General features: G+C 69.7%; 15 protein-coding genes and 1 pseudogene. 4 read left to right on the top strand and 12 right to left on the bottom strand.

The features are described from left to right. Nucleotides 1-8: 8 nt before the first annotated feature. Together E0H75_RS15190 and E0H75_RS15185 are read left to right on the top strand one after the other, a co-directional pair. Nucleotides 9-536, top strand: coding sequence for a GNAT family N-acetyltransferase (locus E0H75_RS15190; RefSeq protein WP_131514206.1), 528 nt, complete (start codon nt 9-11; stop codon nt 534-536). Continuing rightward, nucleotides 524-1,078: a phosphotransferase-like protein gene (locus E0H75_RS15185; protein ID WP_165553762.1), complete on the top strand. Its 555-nt coding sequence runs from the start codon at nt 524-526 to the stop codon at nt 1,076-1,078. The genes E0H75_RS15190 and E0H75_RS15185 overlap by 13 nt, the downstream gene beginning before the upstream one ends. Nucleotides 1,079-1,082: 4 nt before the next feature. Here E0H75_RS15185 and def read toward each other — a convergent pair whose 3' ends face one another. Together def and E0H75_RS15175 are read right to left on the bottom strand one after the other, a co-directional pair. Further along, entirely contained in the window at nt 1,083-1,688 is a 606-nt protein-coding gene (gene def / locus E0H75_RS15180) for a peptide deformylase (protein WP_131514204.1), read from the bottom strand. Nucleotides 1,689-1,755: 67 nt separating this feature from the next. Then, complete coding sequence (locus tag E0H75_RS15175) at nt 1,756-2,571, bottom strand: LLM class F420-dependent oxidoreductase (RefSeq protein ID WP_131514203.1); 816 nt, start codon at nt 2,569-2,571, stop codon at nt 1,756-1,758. A 76-nt stretch (nt 2,572-2,647) separates the two neighbouring features. Between E0H75_RS15175 and E0H75_RS15170 the strand changes: the two genes are divergently transcribed. Further along, a complete protein-coding gene (locus E0H75_RS15170) occupies nt 2,648-4,069 on the top strand; it encodes an AAA family ATPase (protein WP_131514202.1) in 1,422 nt (473 codons plus the stop codon). 15 nt (nt 4,070-4,084) lie between these two features. Here E0H75_RS15170 and E0H75_RS15165 read toward each other — a convergent pair whose 3' ends face one another. Together E0H75_RS15165 and E0H75_RS15160 are read right to left on the bottom strand one after the other, a co-directional pair. Beyond that, nucleotides 4,085-4,489 (bottom strand): SRPBCC family protein, encoded by a 405-nt coding sequence (locus E0H75_RS15165; protein WP_131514201.1) that lies wholly within the window; start codon nt 4,487-4,489, stop codon nt 4,085-4,087. 54 nt (nt 4,490-4,543) lie between these two features. Then, nucleotides 4,544-4,876 (bottom strand): winged helix-turn-helix transcriptional regulator, encoded by a 333-nt coding sequence (locus tag E0H75_RS15160; RefSeq protein ID WP_131514200.1) that lies wholly within the window; start codon nt 4,874-4,876, stop codon nt 4,544-4,546. 65 nt (nt 4,877-4,941) lie between these two features. Between E0H75_RS15160 and E0H75_RS44110 the strand changes: the two are divergent. Further along, nucleotides 4,942-5,181 (top strand): annotated as a pseudogene (locus tag E0H75_RS44110) (NAD(P)-binding domain-containing protein); the annotation flags it as partial. 363 nt (nt 5,182-5,544) lie between these two features. Here the strand turns inward: E0H75_RS44110 and E0H75_RS44105 are convergent. The 8 genes from E0H75_RS44105 to tkt form a co-directional block, all read right to left on the bottom strand. Beyond that, complete coding sequence (locus E0H75_RS44105) at nt 5,545-6,114, bottom strand: hypothetical protein (RefSeq protein WP_238163030.1); 570 nt, start codon at nt 6,112-6,114, stop codon at nt 5,545-5,547. Between the two features lie 62 nt (nt 6,115-6,176). Continuing rightward, a complete protein-coding gene (locus E0H75_RS15150; protein ID WP_131514198.1) occupies nt 6,177-6,986 on the bottom strand; it encodes an isocitrate lyase/PEP mutase family protein in 810 nt (269 codons plus the stop codon). After that, complete coding sequence (gene pgl, locus E0H75_RS15145) at nt 6,983-7,726, bottom strand: 6-phosphogluconolactonase (protein WP_131514197.1); 744 nt, start codon at nt 7,724-7,726, stop codon at nt 6,983-6,985. Before pgl ends, E0H75_RS15150 begins: the two co-directional genes overlap by 4 nt. Then, nucleotides 7,723-8,901: a glucose-6-phosphate dehydrogenase assembly protein OpcA gene (locus E0H75_RS15140; RefSeq protein WP_131514196.1), complete on the bottom strand. Its 1,179-nt coding sequence runs from the start codon at nt 8,899-8,901 to the stop codon at nt 7,723-7,725. Before E0H75_RS15140 ends, pgl begins: the two co-directional genes overlap by 4 nt. Then, a complete protein-coding gene (gene zwf / locus E0H75_RS15135; protein WP_131514195.1) occupies nt 8,898-10,448 on the bottom strand; it encodes a glucose-6-phosphate dehydrogenase in 1,551 nt (516 codons plus the stop codon). Before zwf ends, E0H75_RS15140 begins: the two co-directional genes overlap by 4 nt. Nucleotides 10,449-10,484: 36 nt before the next feature. Continuing rightward, the gene (locus tag E0H75_RS15130; RefSeq protein ID WP_131514194.1) at nt 10,485-12,068 is read right to left on the bottom strand and encodes a glucose-6-phosphate isomerase; all 1,584 of its coding nucleotides are present in this window, start codon (nt 12,066-12,068) and stop codon (nt 10,485-10,487) included. Then, nucleotides 12,065-13,186, bottom strand: coding sequence for a transaldolase (gene tal, locus E0H75_RS15125; protein WP_131514193.1), 1,122 nt, complete (start codon nt 13,184-13,186; stop codon nt 12,065-12,067). The genes E0H75_RS15130 and tal overlap by 4 nt, the downstream gene beginning before the upstream one ends. 35 nt (nt 13,187-13,221) lie before the next feature. Continuing rightward, nucleotides 13,222-15,390, bottom strand: coding sequence for a transketolase (gene tkt, locus E0H75_RS15120; RefSeq protein ID WP_131514192.1), 2,169 nt, complete (start codon nt 15,388-15,390; stop codon nt 13,222-13,224). Between the last annotated feature and the right edge of the window lie 245 nt (nt 15,391-15,635).

Raw genomic sequence — 15,635 nt, 5'->3', positions numbered from 1 at the left:
GGGGAGCGATGCGTACGACGGAACGCCTGGTACTGCGTCCGTTCCGCGAAGAGGATCTGGAGCCGTGGGCCGCGCTCAACCTGGACCCTGAGGTCCTGACGTACCTCGGTAGGCCGCTCAGCCGGGAGGAGTGTGACCGGATCGCGTCGGCGGTGAACGAGCGGTACGTCTCCGACGGGTACGGCTTCCTCGCGGTCGAACGACGTTCCGACGGCGCGTTCCTCGGCGCGTGCGGTCTCACCCGGGAGCAGTGGTATCCGGACGATCTGGAGATCGGCTGGCGACTGGCCCGTGAGTACTGGGGTCACGGCTACGCGACGGAGGCCGCGGTCTCCTGGCTGGAGCACGGCTTCACCACGCTGGACCTGCCGCGGATCATCGCCGTCACCGACACTCCGAACCAGCGCAGCATCGCCGTCATGCGTCGGCTCGGCATGACCTTCGACCACGAGGTGGAGCTCGAGGAGGACGGCGTACCGTTTCGTGCCACTGTCTACACGATGACCGCGGAGGCTTGGCAGGCATGCGGAAAGTAGTACTCATCACGGGAATGCAGGCTGCGGGGAAGTCCACCATCGCACCACTGCTGGCCGCGCGGCTCGGGCCGCCGGCGGCGACCCTGGACGGGGACGTCTTCTACAAGGCGGTGGTCGCGGGCGCCGAGGTGATGACGCCGGACCCGTCGGCCGAGGCGGTCCGCCAGTTGGAGCTGCGGTACGACGCCTCAGCACTCGTCGCCCAGCACTACGCCGACGCCGGGTTCGACTTCGTCTGCAGCGACATCATGCTCGGGGAGCACGTCGAGAAGTGGTTCGCCGGGTTGCGTGGTGTGGAGACGTACCTGGTTGTGCTGTACCCGTCGGTGGAGTCGATCGTCGAGCGGGAGATCGGGCGAGGAGGCAACAACGCCTACCGCGACTGGCAGGAACCTGGCGGCACGCTCGCGGACGGGGTCCGGGCGCTGCAGAAGGATCTGGACGCGATGCCGCGCCGGGGTCTGTGGCTCGACACCAGTGACCAGACCCCGGAGCAGTCGGTCGACGCGATCCTTGCGGATCTCCCGAAGGCCCGCTGGTAGAACCTCAGGTGGCCTGGGATTCCTGGTGGTGCTCGTCGTGCTCGATCATCGGGGAGACCGGCCAGTCCGACGGGTAGTCCGGCGCGAGTTCCTCGGCCTCGCCGAACAGGCGCTTGCGGTACTTGCGGGACAGCCGGTCGCCGAAGACCGTGCCCTGGGTGTGGTCGGTCTCGTGCTGCAGGCAGCGGGCCAGCAGGCCGTCGCCCTCGAAGCTGACCGGCACGCCGTGCTGGTCGACGCCGGTGACGCGGGCGAAGTCCGGGCGGGCGCACTTGGTGAAGGCACCCGGCAGCGAGAGACAGCCTTCCTCGCCCTCGTCCAGCTTGCGGTCCTTACCCTCGGGGACCTCGACCACCGGGTTGCAGACGACGCCCTGGACGTGGTTGCCGTCCTTGTCCGGGCAGTCGAACACGAACAGCTGCAGGTCCACGCCGACCTGGTTCGCGGCCAGGCCGACGCCGTCGGCTGCTCGCATCGTCGCGACCATGTCGGCGACCAGCGTCTGCAGGTCGGCACCGAAGTCGGTCACAGGCTGGTTGACCCGGTGCATGACGTCCTCACCCCACCGGGTGATGGGCCGCACCGAACCGTTCACAGGCAACGTAGACATGCGAGAAATCCTAGCTGCCGGCTCCGGTGCGGGTGGCCGAGGATCCGGCTACCCGCACCGGCAGGGACTACTTGGCGTTGATCTCGTCGCGCCAGGCGACCCACTCACGGAGCAGGCCGAGGTCGTAGTCGGGGCCGGACGTCGAGACAGTGAACAGGCGACTGCCGACGTCCAGCAGCGATTTGCCGATCTGCTCGGGCGACTTGTCGCCGACCGCGGCCGAACGCTCGATCTCGCCCGGGTCGCGGCCGATCGTCTTGCAGTGCTCGTCCAGGACGGCGTGCTTGTGCGCGAGCGTCTCGGCGTCACCGAAGCCGTGCCAGATGCTGGCGTGCTTCGCGACCAGCTTCAGCGTCTTCTTCTCGCCGCCGCCGCCGATCAGCACCGGGATGTCCCGGGTCGGCAGCGGGTTCAGCTTGGCCCAGCGCTGCTCGATCCGCGGCAGCGCCTCGCCGAGCGCGTCGAGCCGGCCGCCCGCCGTACCGAACTCGTAGCCGTACTCGTCGTAGTCCTTCTCGAACCAGCCCGAGCCGATGCCGAAGATCAGCCGGCCGTCGCTGATGTGGTCGACCGTGCGGGCCATGTCGGCGAGCAGGTCGGGGTTGCGGTAGGAGTTGCAGGTGACCAGGGCGCCGAACTGGATCCGCTCGGTCGCCTCGGCCCAGGCCGCCAGCATGGTCCAGCACTCGAAGTGCAGACCCTCCGGCTCACCCGACAGCGGGTAGAAGTGGTCCCAGTTGAACGCCACGTCGACGCCGATCTCCTCCGCCGCCGCGACCGTCCGCCGGATGTCGGCGTACTGCGCGTGCTGGGGCTGGACCTGGACGCCGATCCGTACCGGGAAAGCGGCGTACGGACGGTCGATGGACTCGGAATCTGTCATGGTAGAGATCCTATCCGCGTTGCGGAGGGCCCTCCGGATCGGGCCGGAGAATGGACCACGAAGGGGGTACGGCGGCATGCCGGACGATGACGGGGTGGACGAGTTCGCGCGCCTGTTCAAGCGGTTCCTGGAGCGGATGCAGCAGAGCGGCCCGGCCGGCCGGGAGAGCCTGCGGGACCGGCTGCGCGCCCATCTGGGCATCGATCCCGAGCAGGTTCCGGTGGTCACGGCGAGCTTCGCGTCGTACGACCTGCCGAACGTGCAGCGCGCGGTCGAGGCGTGGTTCGACGAGTTCGAGGTGCTCGGCCTGGCCGGGTCGAACCGTGGGCACCACACCCTCAGTGAGCTGCTCGAGATGGCCGAGTACGACCGGTTCGGCATCGGCGCGGTCGACTACCAGCGGCTGCAGATCGACGTCGACGAGGAGATGGACTGCGTCGCGTTCGGGTTCTATCTCGGCGTCCGGGGCTCCGATCGGTACGTCGCGCTGTTGCGCGCGGCGAACCCGCAGTACGGGCGGATGTCGGTCGACCTGGAGGTGCTCTCGGTCGAGAAGGAGGCCGGCGATCGCTTCCTCGGTGCGATGCCTGACCTGATCCGCGAGCACAACGTGTTCCGCGGCAAGGTGATCTCGTTCGAAGGACACGACTTCGGGCACGGGGTCGGCCCGTTCCGGCTGCACCCGCGACCCGGAGTCGCTCGCACGGACGTCGTACTGCCGGACGGCGTGCTGGAGCGGGTCGAGCGTGAGGTGATCGGGATCGCCGAGCACCGGGAGACGCTCCTGACGGCCGGTCAGCATCTGCGTCGTGGGGTGCTGCTCTACGGGCCGCCGGGGACGGGGAAGACGCACACCGTGCGGTACCTGCTGTCGCGGTTGCCCGAGTTCACCGTCGTACTGCTCGCGGGGACCAGCATCCAGTACATCTCGCCGGCCTGCGCATTGGCCCGGCTGCTGCAGCCGGCGCTCGTCGTCCTGGAAGACTGCGACCTGGTGGCGGAGGCCCGCGACTATACGAAGGGGATGGAGAATCCGCTGCTGTTCCAGGTCCTCAACGAGATGGACGGTCTGGCCGAGGATTCCGACGTCGCCTTCCTGCTGACCACGAACCGCGCCGATCTGCTCGAGCCGGCGCTGATGCAGCGCCCCGGCCGCGTCGATCTGGCCGTCGAGGTGCCGCTGCCCGACGCCGAGGGACGGACCCGGCTGCTGAGCCTGTACGGCCCGAACCTGCAGCCCAGCGCGGACGTCATCGACGAGGTGATCAGTCAGACCGACGGCACCACGGCCTCCTTCATGAAGGAACTCGTCCGCCGTACTGTCCTGCTGGCCGCCGAGTCCGGCGCATCGCCCGACTCGGGCCACCTGCGAGCCGCTGTCGTCGAGCTTCTGTCGTCCCGGGACGCGCTCACCCGCCGACTCCTCGGAGCCACCAAGGGCGACGTACCGGACTACTCACCTGGCGAGCCGGCCCGCCCCGGCCTCTACCCAGGCTGATCACTTGAAGGCTGATCACTTGAAGTACGTGGCCAAACAGCCGAGCATGTGCGCGACGCCGGTCCGGACCTCATTCTCCTGCTCGGGCGCCAGCCCGGTGCTGCGGTAGTCGAGCCGTGTCCGTCCCGCACCGGCCTCCGTCAGTTCGACGGTGACCTCCTCGGGATCATCGACGTACAGGACGACCTGCCGCGGCAGGTCCACCGAGCCGAAGCGGATGGTGAACGGCACCTCACTCGAGCCGTCGGCGCTGACGAAGACGGCCGCGATCAGACCGCCGGGGCGAGCGTCGATGGTGACGCGGTCTGCGGGCGTGGTGAAACCATCCGCGACGAACCACGCCGCGAACGGCACGGGTTCGGTGAAGGCACGGGCCACCTCGGCGGGCGGTGCGTCGACGGTCTGGGTGAGCGTGAACATGAGCGGGACCTCCTGGCTGGATCGACCTGACACCAGCACTGTGCCCGAGCAGTCTTACGGTTTCTTTCCGGTCGGTATCCGGTCCGCGTACGCCGTCGCCCAGTCACCGAGCGCGCGGATCGGAACCAGGAGGTCCTCACCGGGCTTGGTGAGCGAGTACTCGACCCGCGGCGGCGCCTCGGCGTACCGGCGGCGCTGGACGAGGCCGTTGTGTTCCAGGCGGCGCAGCGTCTCGGTCAGGACCTTCTGGCTGATGCCGCCGATCTGCTCCCGGAGCTCGCCGGGACGGGCGGGGCCGTGGGACAGCGCGTACAGCACGACCATCGGCCAGCGTCCGCTCAGCAGCTCGGCGGCGACGCGAGCCTGGCAGTCGGCGAAGAACGTCACGGCCCCATTGTGCCTCGCTCGTTGCGCACCGGAAGGTGTGCAACGAACCGTCTACCGTCGGCGGCATGCGAATAGGAACACTGGGCAACGGGTTGATGGCCGAGGCGCTGGCCAGGCACTGGGCGCGCGAACACGAGGTGATGATCGGTGGCCGCGACCCCGGCCGAGCGAGCGAGTTGGCGGGGCGCATCGGCTCCCAGGCCGGCACCTTGCAGGAGGCAACGATCTTCGGTGACGTCCTGTTGCTCGCGCTGCCGGCGGAGGTTGCTGTGGACGCGGTCCGAGGGCTCGAGATCCCACCGGGCCGGATTCTGATCGACTGTACGAACGCGATCGACCAGCAAGACTTCACACTCGCAGAACCAGCCATGGCCGAGCGCATCGCCCGAGCTGTCCCACACGTCCACGTCGTCAAGGCCTTCAACCTGGCCGCAGACTCGGTCTGGAAACGCCCACCGGACGGCCTCGGCGTGCCGCTGTGCGGCGATGATCCGGCCGCGGTGACTCGAGTCGGCCAACTGATCAGTGACCTCGGCTGCACCCCGGTGCCCGCAGGCGGCCTGGGTCGGGGGAAGTTGCTGGAGGCAACTGCAGCCCTGGCGATCGGCATCTGGGTGACGGGTGGCGACGTACGCCGGATGTTCCCACCGCTGGACGCCGCGTTCGGGTCAGTCCGCCCGGGACAGCCGGAGGCTCCAGACCGGGAAGAGGAGATAGGTGCCGGCCCAGCCGAAGCCGCCGAGGTAGGTCCACGCAGGCGCCGTGTCGGCGTCGTCGAGGCCCATGAAAATGCCGGGTGCGCTGACGAAGCCGAGCAGCATCACCACTCCGGCGATCAGGCCGCTCCGGCGCAGCCGTCGTGACAACGGGTCGTCGGCGGCGCCGCGGTTGACGGCGACGAGCCAGATCCCGATCACGGCGAAGCCGGCGCTCGACACCAGACCCGACAGGAACCAGCCGGTGGCATCGGTCAGGATGAGGATCGAACCTACGACGGCAATCGCGGCGCCGAGGGTGGCTGTCCCGACGAGAACGCCCTGAGTGCGAGCGTCGGAGTACTGCCAGAACCAGGCCAGGACGGCGCTCAGTACGGCGAAAAGTCCGTTGCCCGCATCGTTGATGGCACCAAAGGGCCCACCGGCGGTGAAGTACACGATCAGGCACAGGCACGAGCCGAGGCCGACGAGCCCATGAACCAAGGCCAGCCCGCGCAGTCGTCCCTCGCGACCGATCACCATCGGTCCCCCCGGCGTGTTGAGTTCGGACCAACAGAGTGTCCCGCGAGCGGTCCGCCTGGCAACTAGGAGGTGCGGTCCGCGAAGAGTTGGTTGAGTTCGGCCTGGGGGATCTGGTCAGCGGCGAACGTGATGGTGCCTCGGGTGGCGAGCTCTTGGGCGCTGCGGCGGATGAAACCGAGGGCAGCGCGGGCGATGCTGCCGCCGAGGCTGATCCGGGTGACGCCGGCGTCCTGCAGTTCGGCGACGGTCAGCGTCGACGTACCCAGGCCGATCACGACGTTGAGTGGACCGTCGATCTCGCGCACCAGGGTGGTGATCGTGTCGAGCTCGTTGACGCCTGGCACGTAGAGGCAGTCGGCGCCGGCCGCCCGGAAGCGGTTGGCCCGGTCGATCGAGTCGCTCAACGACGTCGGGGTGCGCAGGATCTGGCCGTCGGTGCGCGCCGTGAGCACGAAGTCGGCACCGGCCGCCTCCCGGGCCGCGACGATCCGCTCCACTGCGAGCTCGACCTCGTACAGCTCGCGTCCGTCGAAGTCCTCGATGTTCCCGCCGGCCAGCCCGATCTCGCGAGCCAGCGTGATCGTCTCGGCGACCTTGGCCGGCTCGGCGCCGTACCCGTCCTCGAGATCCCCGTTCACCGGTACGGCGCTCGCCGCGGCGATCTCCTGCATCCGCGCGAACATGGCGTCCCGCGACACAGCGGGCGCGCCGTCGGGCAGCGTGTGATCGCACTTCGCCATCGAGAACGCGATCCCGGCACTGGTCGTCGCGATCGCCGGGAAGCCGGCCTCGCCCAGCAGGACCGCACTCCCGGCATCCCAGGCATTCGGCATCACGAAGCGGCCGGCGTGCAGTTCGTGGAACGTCGTCATGACCGTGGGATCTCCTGGGCGGCGGCCTCGTCGACCAGCCACAGCGTGCGGTCCAGACCCTTCGGCCGCGCCGCGGGCACGTCGCCGCCGCTCAACGCCTGACCGACAGCGTGAGCCTTGTCCTCACCCGAAACCACGAACCACACCTCGCGCGCCCGGTCGAGCGCCGGGAGCGTCAGCGAGACGCGGGTCGGCGGCGGCTTGGGGGAGTCGTGGACGGCAACCGCCGCGACGTCGGTGACCTTCAGCTGGGCGTATCCGGGAAAGAGCGATGCCACATGCCCATCGGGCCCGACGCCGAGCATCAAGACGTCGAACGTCGGTACGCCGTCCTGATCGCCGGAACCCATCGCGGCCTTCAACTCGGCCGCATAGGCCTGCGCGGCCGCCTCAGCGCCTTGGCCGGAGTCGGCCGGCATGGGGTGGACCCGGGCTGGATCCACGTCCAGGTGCGAGAGCAGCGCCTCGCGATTCTGGGTCTCGTTACGCTCCGGGTCGCCGTCCGCCAGGAACCGCTCGTCGCCCCACCAGAACTCGACCCGCCGCCAGTCGATCGCATGCCGGGCGGGGGACTCGGCGACCGCGCGGTACACGACCGCTGCGACCCGGCCGCCCGTCAGTACGACGTGAGCGACCCTGCCACTGCTCTGGACATCGACGAGACGGGTGATGAACCGCGCCGCGACGGCGTGGGCCAGCCCGTCGGCGTCGCGGTTCACCAGGACGGACGGGGCGCTCATGAGCGCCCCGCCACTCTCTTGCCCGTGCCCTTCTTCGCCGCGGTCTTCCGCGCCGGCGACTTCTTCGCAGCAGCCGTCTTCTTGGCCACAGTCGTCTTGGCGGTGGTCTTCCTGGGAGTGCCCGCAGCGGCAGACTTCTTCGCGAAGGACTTCTTCGCCGCCGTCTCCTGCACCGGAGTGCTCGCCACCGTCGCCTTCTTCGCAGCGGCAGACGCACGCTCGGCCGCGGTCTTCCGCTGGGCGGCGGCAACCTTCTTGACGTCGTCCGGCATCGACTCCCGCTCGACCAGACACTCGAGCGTCCGCGCGTACACGTCGTCCGGGTCGAGCCGGCGCAGTTCCTCACTCAGCAACTCGGACGTCGTACGGCGCTTCAACGCGACCGGCCGGTCCGGCTGGCCGGGGATGCTGAACGTCGCCACCGCACCATCCGGCCGGGTCAGCGCGATCGGTCCGGCCGGCGTGAACATGCGCACGGCGGTCACGCCCGGGCCGCGCGAGTTCTTCTGCTCGACCGGTACGCCGAGCCGGCACTGCAGCCAGGCGGCCATCAGGTCAGCACTCGGGTTGCCCTTCGCGGACACGACCTCGGCCGCGCTCACCTTGGTCGGGTACTGGTCCAGGGCAGCCGCCATCAGCGCACGCCACGGCGTCAGGCGCGACCACGCGAAGTCCGTGTCGCCCGGCTCGTAGCCCTCGGCCCGCGCCGAGAAGTCGACCGACGCACGCCGGGTCGCGGCCGCATCGGTGACGCGGCGACGGCCCAGCTTGCCCAGCGGGTCGTCGGCGGGCACCTTCGGCCCGCCGCCCGGCCACCAGACGATGACGGGGGAGTCCGGCAGCAGCAGCGGGGTGATCACGGACTCGGGCACCTTGGCCAGCTCACCGTGCAGCCGCAGCAGCACCGCCTCGCCGGGAATGCCTTCACCCACACGGACTTCGGCATCGAGCCCGGGTGCACCGCGGCCGGGCCGCAGGATCGCGACCAGGACGCGGGACGGGTGCTCGCGACCGGCCTCGTTCGCGGCCTTCATCGCATCGTGGTGGGACGCCTCGTCGACGACCACCACGATCGTGCCGACCATGCCCATGGCCGGCGAGCCCGCGTTCCGGCGGGCCCGGAGCAGTGCCGACGCGATCTCGCTCGACGTCGTACCGGTGAGGTCGATGATCATGGCCGCCTCCAGGTGCGTCCGTCGCGGGCGAGCATCTCGTGCGCGGAGGCCGGGCCCCAGTCGCCGGACGCGTACTGCTCCGGCGTGCCGTGCTCGGCCCAGTAGTTGATCACCGGGTCGAGGATCTTCCAGCCCAGCTCGACCTCGGTGTGCTGCGGGAACAGCGGCGGGTCGCCGAGCAGTACGTCGAGGATGAGCCGCTCGTACGCCTCGGGCGAGGACTCCGTGAACGAACCGCCGTACTGGAAGTCCATGTTCACGTCGCGGATCTCCATCATCGTGCCGGGCACCTTGGCGCCGAAGCGCATCGTGATGCCCTCGTCCGGCTGGATCCGCAGGACCAGCGCGTTCTGGCCCAGCTCCTCGGTCTCGGTCTTGGTGAACGGCAGGTGCGGCGCGCGCTTGAACATCACCGCGACCTCGGTCACCCGGCGGCCGAGCCGCTTGCCGGTGCGCAGGTAGAACGGGACGCCGGCCCAGCGGCGGGTGTCGACGTCGACCCGGAGCGCCGCGAAGGTCTCCGTCGCCGACGACGCCGGGATGCCGTCCTCCTGCAGGTAGCCCTTCACCTTGACGCCGCCCGCCCAGCCGGCCGCGTACTGACCGCGGGCGGTGTGCAGGTCGAGGCGCTCGGACAGCTTCACCGCGGCGAGAACCTTTTTCTTCTCCTGCCGCAGCGACCAAGCGTCGAAGCTCACCGGCTCCTCCATCGCGACCAGCGCGAGCAGTTGGAGCAGGTGGTTCTGGATCACGTCGCGGGCGGCGCCGATGCCGTCGTAGTACCCGGCCCGGCCGCCGATGCCGATGTCCTCGGCCATGGTGATCTGGACGTGGTCGACGTAGTGGCTGTTCCAGACCGGCTCGAACATGGAGTTGGCGAACCGCAGGGCCAGCATGTTCTGGACGGTTTCCTTGCCCAGGTAGTGGTCGATCCGGAACACCGCCTCGGGCGGGAACACGGACTCGACCACCTGGTTCAGCTCACGCGCGCTCTTCAGGTCGTGGCCGAACGGCTTCTCGATCACCACGCGCCGCCAGGAGCCCGGCGTTTCCCTGGTCAGCCCGTGCTCGGACAGCTGCTGCACGACCTGCGGGAACAGGCCGGGCGGGATGGACAGGTAGAACGCGTGGTTGCCGCCGGTGCCGCGGTTCACGTCCAGCTCGTCGACGGTCTCCCGCAGCCGCTCGAACGCCGCGTCGTCGGTCAGGTCACCCGGCACGAACCGGAACCCCTCGGCCAGCTGCTGCCAGACCTCCTCGCGGAACGGCGTCCGGGCGTGCTCCTTGACCGAGTCGTGCACGATCTGCGCGAAGTCCTGGTTGGTGTAGTCGCGACGGGCGAACCCGACCAGGGCGAAACCGGGCGGCAGCAGCCCCCGGTTCGCCAGGTCGTAGACCGCCGGCATCAGCTTCTTGCGGGCCAGGTCACCGGTGACGCCGAAGATCACCAGGCTGCACGGCCCGGCGATCCGCGGGAGCCGCCGATCCTGCGGATCCCGCAGCGGGTTCACCGGACCGGTCGACTCTTCGTCGAGCTGAGCGGTCATCAGCCGCTTCCCTCCGAGTTGTGGTTCCGAACAGGGCTAGTTTGCGAAGAGGGCACGAAGCTGTTGTACGCCGCTCGCCGGGTCGGTCAGGTGCAGGCGCAGTACCGGACGGCCGCGCTCGGCGAGCACGTTCGCGTCACCGGCCGCCTGGGCCGAGATCAGCGTGCCGAAGGTGAACGGCCGGTCGGGGATCTCGACGTCGGTCGGGTGCGCGCCGGTGATCTGCAGGAACACGCCCTCCGGATGGCCGCCCTTGTGGTACTGGCCGGTGGAGTGCAGGAACCGCGGACCCCAGCCGAAGGTCACCGGACGGCCCGTGCGGGTCGCCAGCGCCGGCCGGACAGCGGCCAGATCGGAGTCGCGTTCGGAGTCGAGGTAGGCCATGACGGCCAGGTACCCCTTGGCGTCGAGCTTGCCCAGCAGCGCGTCGACCGCGCCCTGCAGCGAGTCCACGCCGTCCAGCAGCCCCTCGGAACCACGGACCTCGACGGAGCCTTCGGTGAAGGCCGCCGCCTCCGGCTCGGGCTGTGCGTCGAGCAGACCGCGGGCCGCCTTCTTCGCACTCTCCACGTCCGGCTGGTCGAACGGGTTGATCCCGAGCAGGTAGCCGGCCACCGCCGTGGCGACCTCCCACAGCAGGAACTGACCGCCGAGCGAGCCCGACGTCAGCGCCGTCGGCACACCGCTCGCGGCCTTCTCGGCCAGCAACGCGTTGGTGAGGTCGGCCGCCTCGCTCCGCAGCTCCGGAGCGCCGACCTCAACCGCAACCGGCAGTACGCCGGTGCCGTTCTTGCCGGTGCTCTCGGCGATCAACTGCTCCGCCCAGTCCGGGAAGCCGACGATGTCCGAGCCCTCGGCCGTGATGATCGCCTTGTCCCGCCCCGCGCTGGCCGCGAGTACGGCGCCCAGCCACAGAGCCGGATTGTCGGTCGAGTCCGCCTGCAGCTCCGGAGCGGCCTCAGCCGCCTGGTCAAGCAGCTCGGCGATGTCCGCGCCGGCCAGACCGGACGGAACCAGCCCGAAGGCGGTCAGCGCGCTGTAGCGGCCGCCGATGTTCGGGTCGGCGAGGAACGTCTTGCGGTAGCCCTCGTCGGCCGACAGCTTCTCGAACGGCGAACCCGGGTCGGTCACCACGACGATCCGCGACGCGGCGTCGATGCCCGCGTCGGTGAACGCCTTGACGAACGTCCGCCGGTGGCTGTCGGTCTCGACTGTGCCGCCGGACTTGCTGGACACCACGATGACCGTCTTCGACAGGTCCCCGGCCAGTGCCCGCGCGACCACGCTCGGGTCCGTCGAGTCCAGTACGACGAGCTCCACGCCGGCGGTCCGGGTGATCACCTCGGGAGCCAGCGACGAGCCGCCCATGCCGGACAGCACGACCCGGTCCACACCCTCGGACCGGAAGTCCGCCTGCAAGGCCTCGATCTCGGCCAGCAGCGGCCGCGAGGTCTCGTGCAGGTCGACCCAGCCGAGCCGGATCGAGGCCTCGTGCTCCGCCTCCGGCCCCCAGATCGTCGCGTCCTTGGCGGCGATCCGGGAGGCGATCTTCTCCGACACCAGCCGGTCGACGACCTCGGCCCAGTCGCCGTTGTGGGTGCTCACCTTCGGTGCGGTCACTTGGCAGCACCCTTCAGTGCCGCGGTGACGGTGTCCTGCAGCTCCGACCAGGACGCGTCGAACTTGGCCACGCCCTCGTCCTCGAGCACCTGCACGACCTCGTCGTACGAGATGCCCAGCCGCTCCAGGTCCGCGATCACCTTGCGGTCGGCGTCGTACTCGCCGCGGACCGTGTCACCGGTGAACTCGCTGTGCTCCTCGACCGCCTTGATGGTTGCCTCAGGCATCGTGTTGACGACGCCGCGGGTGACCAGGTTGTCGACGTACAGGGTGGGGGAGTACGACGGGTCCTTGGTGCCGGTGGAGGCCCACAGCGGGCGCTGCGGCTTGGCGCCGGCGGTCTCGATCTCGCGCCAGCGGTCGGTGTCGAAGATCTCCTCGTACGCCTCGAACGCGAGCCGCGCGTTGGCGATCGCGGCCTTGCCCTTGAGCGCCTTGGCTGCGTCTTCGGAGGCGGTGCCGATCAGAGCATCCAATCGCTTGTCCACCTCGGTGTCCACCCGGCTGACGAAGAACGACGCCACGCTGGCGATCTTGGTCACGTCGTGACCGTTCTCGATCGCCTGCTCCATCCCGGACAGGAACGCGTCCGCGACCGCCCGGTAGCGGTCCAGGGAGAAGATCAGGGTCACGTTCACGCTGATCCCGGCGGCCAGCGTCGCGGTGATCGCGGGCAGGCCCCCCATGGTGGCCGGGATCTTCACGAACACGTTCTCCCGGCCGACGGCCTCCCACAGTTCCTTGGCCTGCCGGTTCGTCTTCTCGGTGTCGCGCGCCAGGCTCGGCTCGACCTCGATCGAGACCCGGCCGTCCTGGCCCTCGGTGTCGTCGTACACCGGCTTGAACAGGTCGGCGGCGTCGCGGACGTCGTCGGTGGTGATGACCCGGATCGCCTCGTCGGTGGAGACACCCTCGGCTGCGAGCCGGGAGACCTTCTCGGCGTACGCGTCGGCGTCGGAGATCGCCTTGGCGAAGATGGTCGGGTTCGTCGTCACGCCGACGACGTGCTTGTCCTGGATCAGGTCGGCCAGGCTTCCGCTGGTCAGCCGCTGCCGGGAGAGGTCGTCGAGCCAGATGGACACACCCGCGTCGGCGAGTGCTTTCAAGCGATCGTTCATGTCCGGAGCCTTCCGAATGTTCTGTTGTGTGAGTGTCAGTTGGCGTCGGCGGGTCCGACCGGGCCGGCCGACGCTCGCTTGGGCGGCACGCCCGGGCCGCTGATCTGCGCGGCCGCGGCGATGCTGTCCTTGGCAGCCTGGACGACAGCGCCGGCGGTGATGCCGAACTCGTCGTACAGGGTCTGGTAGGCGGCCGACGCGCCGTAGTGCTCCAGGCTCACGCTGCGGCCGGCGTCGCCGACGATGGCGTGCCAGCTCTGCGCGACGCCCGCCTCGACCGAGACCCGGGCCCGGACGCCGGCCGGGATGACGGACTCGCGGTACGCGTCATCCTGCTCGTCGAACCACTCGCGCGAGACCATCGAGACGACGCGCGCCTTGACGCCCTCGCCGGCCAGCGTCTCGCGGGCCGCGACGGCCAGTTGCAGCTCGGAGCCGGTCGCGATCAGTACGACGTCCGGCGTGCCGTCGGTGTCGAGCAGCGTGTAGCCGCCCTTCTTGACGTTCTCGGTGGTGGCGAAGCCGTCGGTGCCCCGCGGGAACGTCGGCACGTTCTGCCGGGTCAGCGCCAGGCCGGCCGGGCGGTCGGTGTGCTCGAGGATCGCAGCCCACGCGGCCGCGGTCTCGTTCGCGTCACCCGGGCGTACGACGTCCAGGCCCGGGATCGCCCGCAGTGCCGACAGGTGCTCGACCGGCTGGTGGGTCGGGCCGTCCTCGCCGAGGCCGATCGAGTCGTGCGTCCACACGTAGGTGACCGGCAGCTTCATCAGCGCGGCCAGCCGGACCGCCGGGCGCATGTAGTCGCTGAAGACGAGGAACGTGCCGCCGTACGGGCGGGTCAGGCCGTGCAGGGTGATGCCGTTCAGCACCGAGCCCATGGCGTGCTCGCGGATGCCGAAGTGCAGGACGCGGCCGTACTCGTCGCCCTGGAACTCCTTGGTGGAGTACTCCGGCGGGATGAACGACGGCTGGCCCTTCGGGGTGGTGTTGTTCGAGCCGGCCAGGTCGGCCGAGCCGCCCCAGAGCTCGGGCAGCACCGGTGACAGCTTGGTCAGCACCTCGCCGGAGGCGGCGCGGGTGGCCACACCCTTGGCGTCGGCCTCCCAGCTCGGCAGCACGTCCTTCCAGCCGGACGGCAGCTCACGCTTCGACAGCCGGTCGAGCAGCGCCGCGCGCTCCGGATTCGCCGACCGCCAGGCGTCGTACCTGACGTCCCAGTCGTCCTGCAGGGCCTTGCCGCGCTCGAGCGCCTGGCGGGTGTGCGCGAGCACGTCGTCGGCGACCTGGAAGCTCTGCTCCGGGTCCCAGCCCATGACCTTCTTGGTCGCGGCCACCTCGTCGGCGCCGAGGGCGGAGCCGTGGATCTTGCCGGTGTTCTGCTTGTTCGGGGCCGGCCAGCCGATGATCGTGTGCAGCCGGATGAAGCTCGGCTTGTCGGTGACCGCCTCGGCCGCCTGGATGGCGTCGTACAGGGCCTGGACGTTCTCCTCGTAGCCGGTGCCGCCGTTGGTCCAGTCGACGTCCTGGGTGTGCCAGCCGTACGCCGCGTAACGCGCCGCCACGTCCTCGGAGAACGCGATGTCGGTGTCGTCCTCGATCGAGATCTTGTTGGCGTCGTAGATCAGCGTCAGGTTGCCGAGCTTCTGGTGCCCGGCCAGCGAGGACGCCTCACCCGAGACGCCTTCCTCCAGGTCGCCGTCCGACGCGATCACGTAGATGTGGTGGTCGAACAGACCCTCGCCCTTGGGGGCGTCCGGGTCGAGCAGGCCGCGCTCGCGGCGGGCCGCCATCGCCATCCCGACCGCGTTGCCGACACCCTGGCCGAGCGGACCGGTGGTCGTCTCGACACCCTTGGTGTGGGCGTACTCCGGGTGGCCCGGGGTCCTGCTGCCCCAGGTCCGCAGCGACTTCAGGTCGTCCAGTTCGAGGCCGAAGCCGGCCAGGTAGAGCTGGATGTACAGGGTGAGGCTGGAGTGGCCGGCCGACAGCACGAACCGGTCCCGGCCGGCCCAGTGCGCGTCCGCCGGGTTGTGCCGCATCACCTTCTGGAACAGCAGGTACGCCGCCGGCGCCAGGCTCATCGCCGTACCGGGATGGCCGTTGCCGACCTTCTCCACCGCGTCCATCGCGAGCACCCGTACGGTGTCGACCGCGCGCTGGTCGAGGTCGGTCCATTCAAGCTTCGGGCTGGTCTTCTCCGTCACGCCGGCGGCGCTCCTCTCGATGGCTGCGTCAGGTCTTCCGGTCAGCGTCGAGGGGATCGCGACCGGCCTCACCGGCCGGTTCGATCGCGCCCCCGCGCGTCACCGTGAGCGAGCCTACTCGCCCTGACCTTTCCTGCCTTCACTGATCCGCAACCTGGTTGGTGGCGTCGTTGTTCCCGGGGTGTTCCGGACGTCCGCGACATCACACCCGGGCCCATTTCACGCCATCGGAATCACATCCGGAT

The organism is Kribbella capetownensis, from assembly GCF_004331485.1.
In the GTDB taxonomy this organism is placed as follows: Bacteria; Actinomycetota; Actinomycetes; order Propionibacteriales; family Kribbellaceae; genus Kribbella; species Kribbella capetownensis.
The sequence above is the reverse complement of the archived record's forward strand: the minus strand, read 5'-3'. Positions and strand labels throughout refer to the sequence as shown.

Excerpts from the sequence above, each read along its gene's own strand:
- def (WP_131514204.1), bottom strand. The coding sequence starts at position 1,688 with ATGTCTACGTTGCCTGTGAACGGTTCGGTGCGGCCCATCACCCGGTGG.
- E0H75_RS15170 (WP_131514202.1), top strand. The coding sequence starts at position 2,648 with ATGCCGGACGATGACGGGGTGGACGAGTTCGCGCGCCTGTTCAAGCGG.
- E0H75_RS15175 (WP_131514203.1), bottom strand. The coding sequence starts at position 2,571 with ATGACAGATTCCGAGTCCATCGACCGTCCGTACGCCGCTTTCCCGGTA.
- E0H75_RS15140 (WP_131514196.1), bottom strand. The coding sequence starts at position 8,901 with ATGATCATCGACCTCACCGGTACGACGTCGAGCGAGATCGCGTCGGCA.
- E0H75_RS15150 (WP_131514198.1), bottom strand. The coding sequence starts at position 6,986 with ATGACGACGTTCCACGAACTGCACGCCGGCCGCTTCGTGATGCCGAAT.
- E0H75_RS15190 (WP_131514206.1), top strand. The coding sequence starts at position 9 with ATGCGTACGACGGAACGCCTGGTACTGCGTCCGTTCCGCGAAGAGGAT.
- E0H75_RS44105 (WP_238163030.1), bottom strand. The coding sequence starts at position 6,114 with ATGGTGATCGGTCGCGAGGGACGACTGCGCGGGCTGGCCTTGGTTCAT.
- E0H75_RS15165 (WP_131514201.1), bottom strand. The coding sequence starts at position 4,489 with ATGTTCACGCTCACCCAGACCGTCGACGCACCGCCCGCCGAGGTGGCC.
- zwf (WP_131514195.1), bottom strand. The coding sequence starts at position 10,448 with ATGACCGCTCAGCTCGACGAAGAGTCGACCGGTCCGGTGAACCCGCTG.
- tal (WP_131514193.1), bottom strand. The coding sequence starts at position 13,186 with ATGAACGATCGCTTGAAAGCACTCGCCGACGCGGGTGTGTCCATCTGG.
- pgl (WP_131514197.1), bottom strand. The coding sequence starts at position 7,726 with ATGAGCGCCCCGTCCGTCCTGGTGAACCGCGACGCCGACGGGCTGGCC.
- E0H75_RS15185 (WP_165553762.1), top strand. The coding sequence starts at position 524 with ATGCGGAAAGTAGTACTCATCACGGGAATGCAGGCTGCGGGGAAGTCC.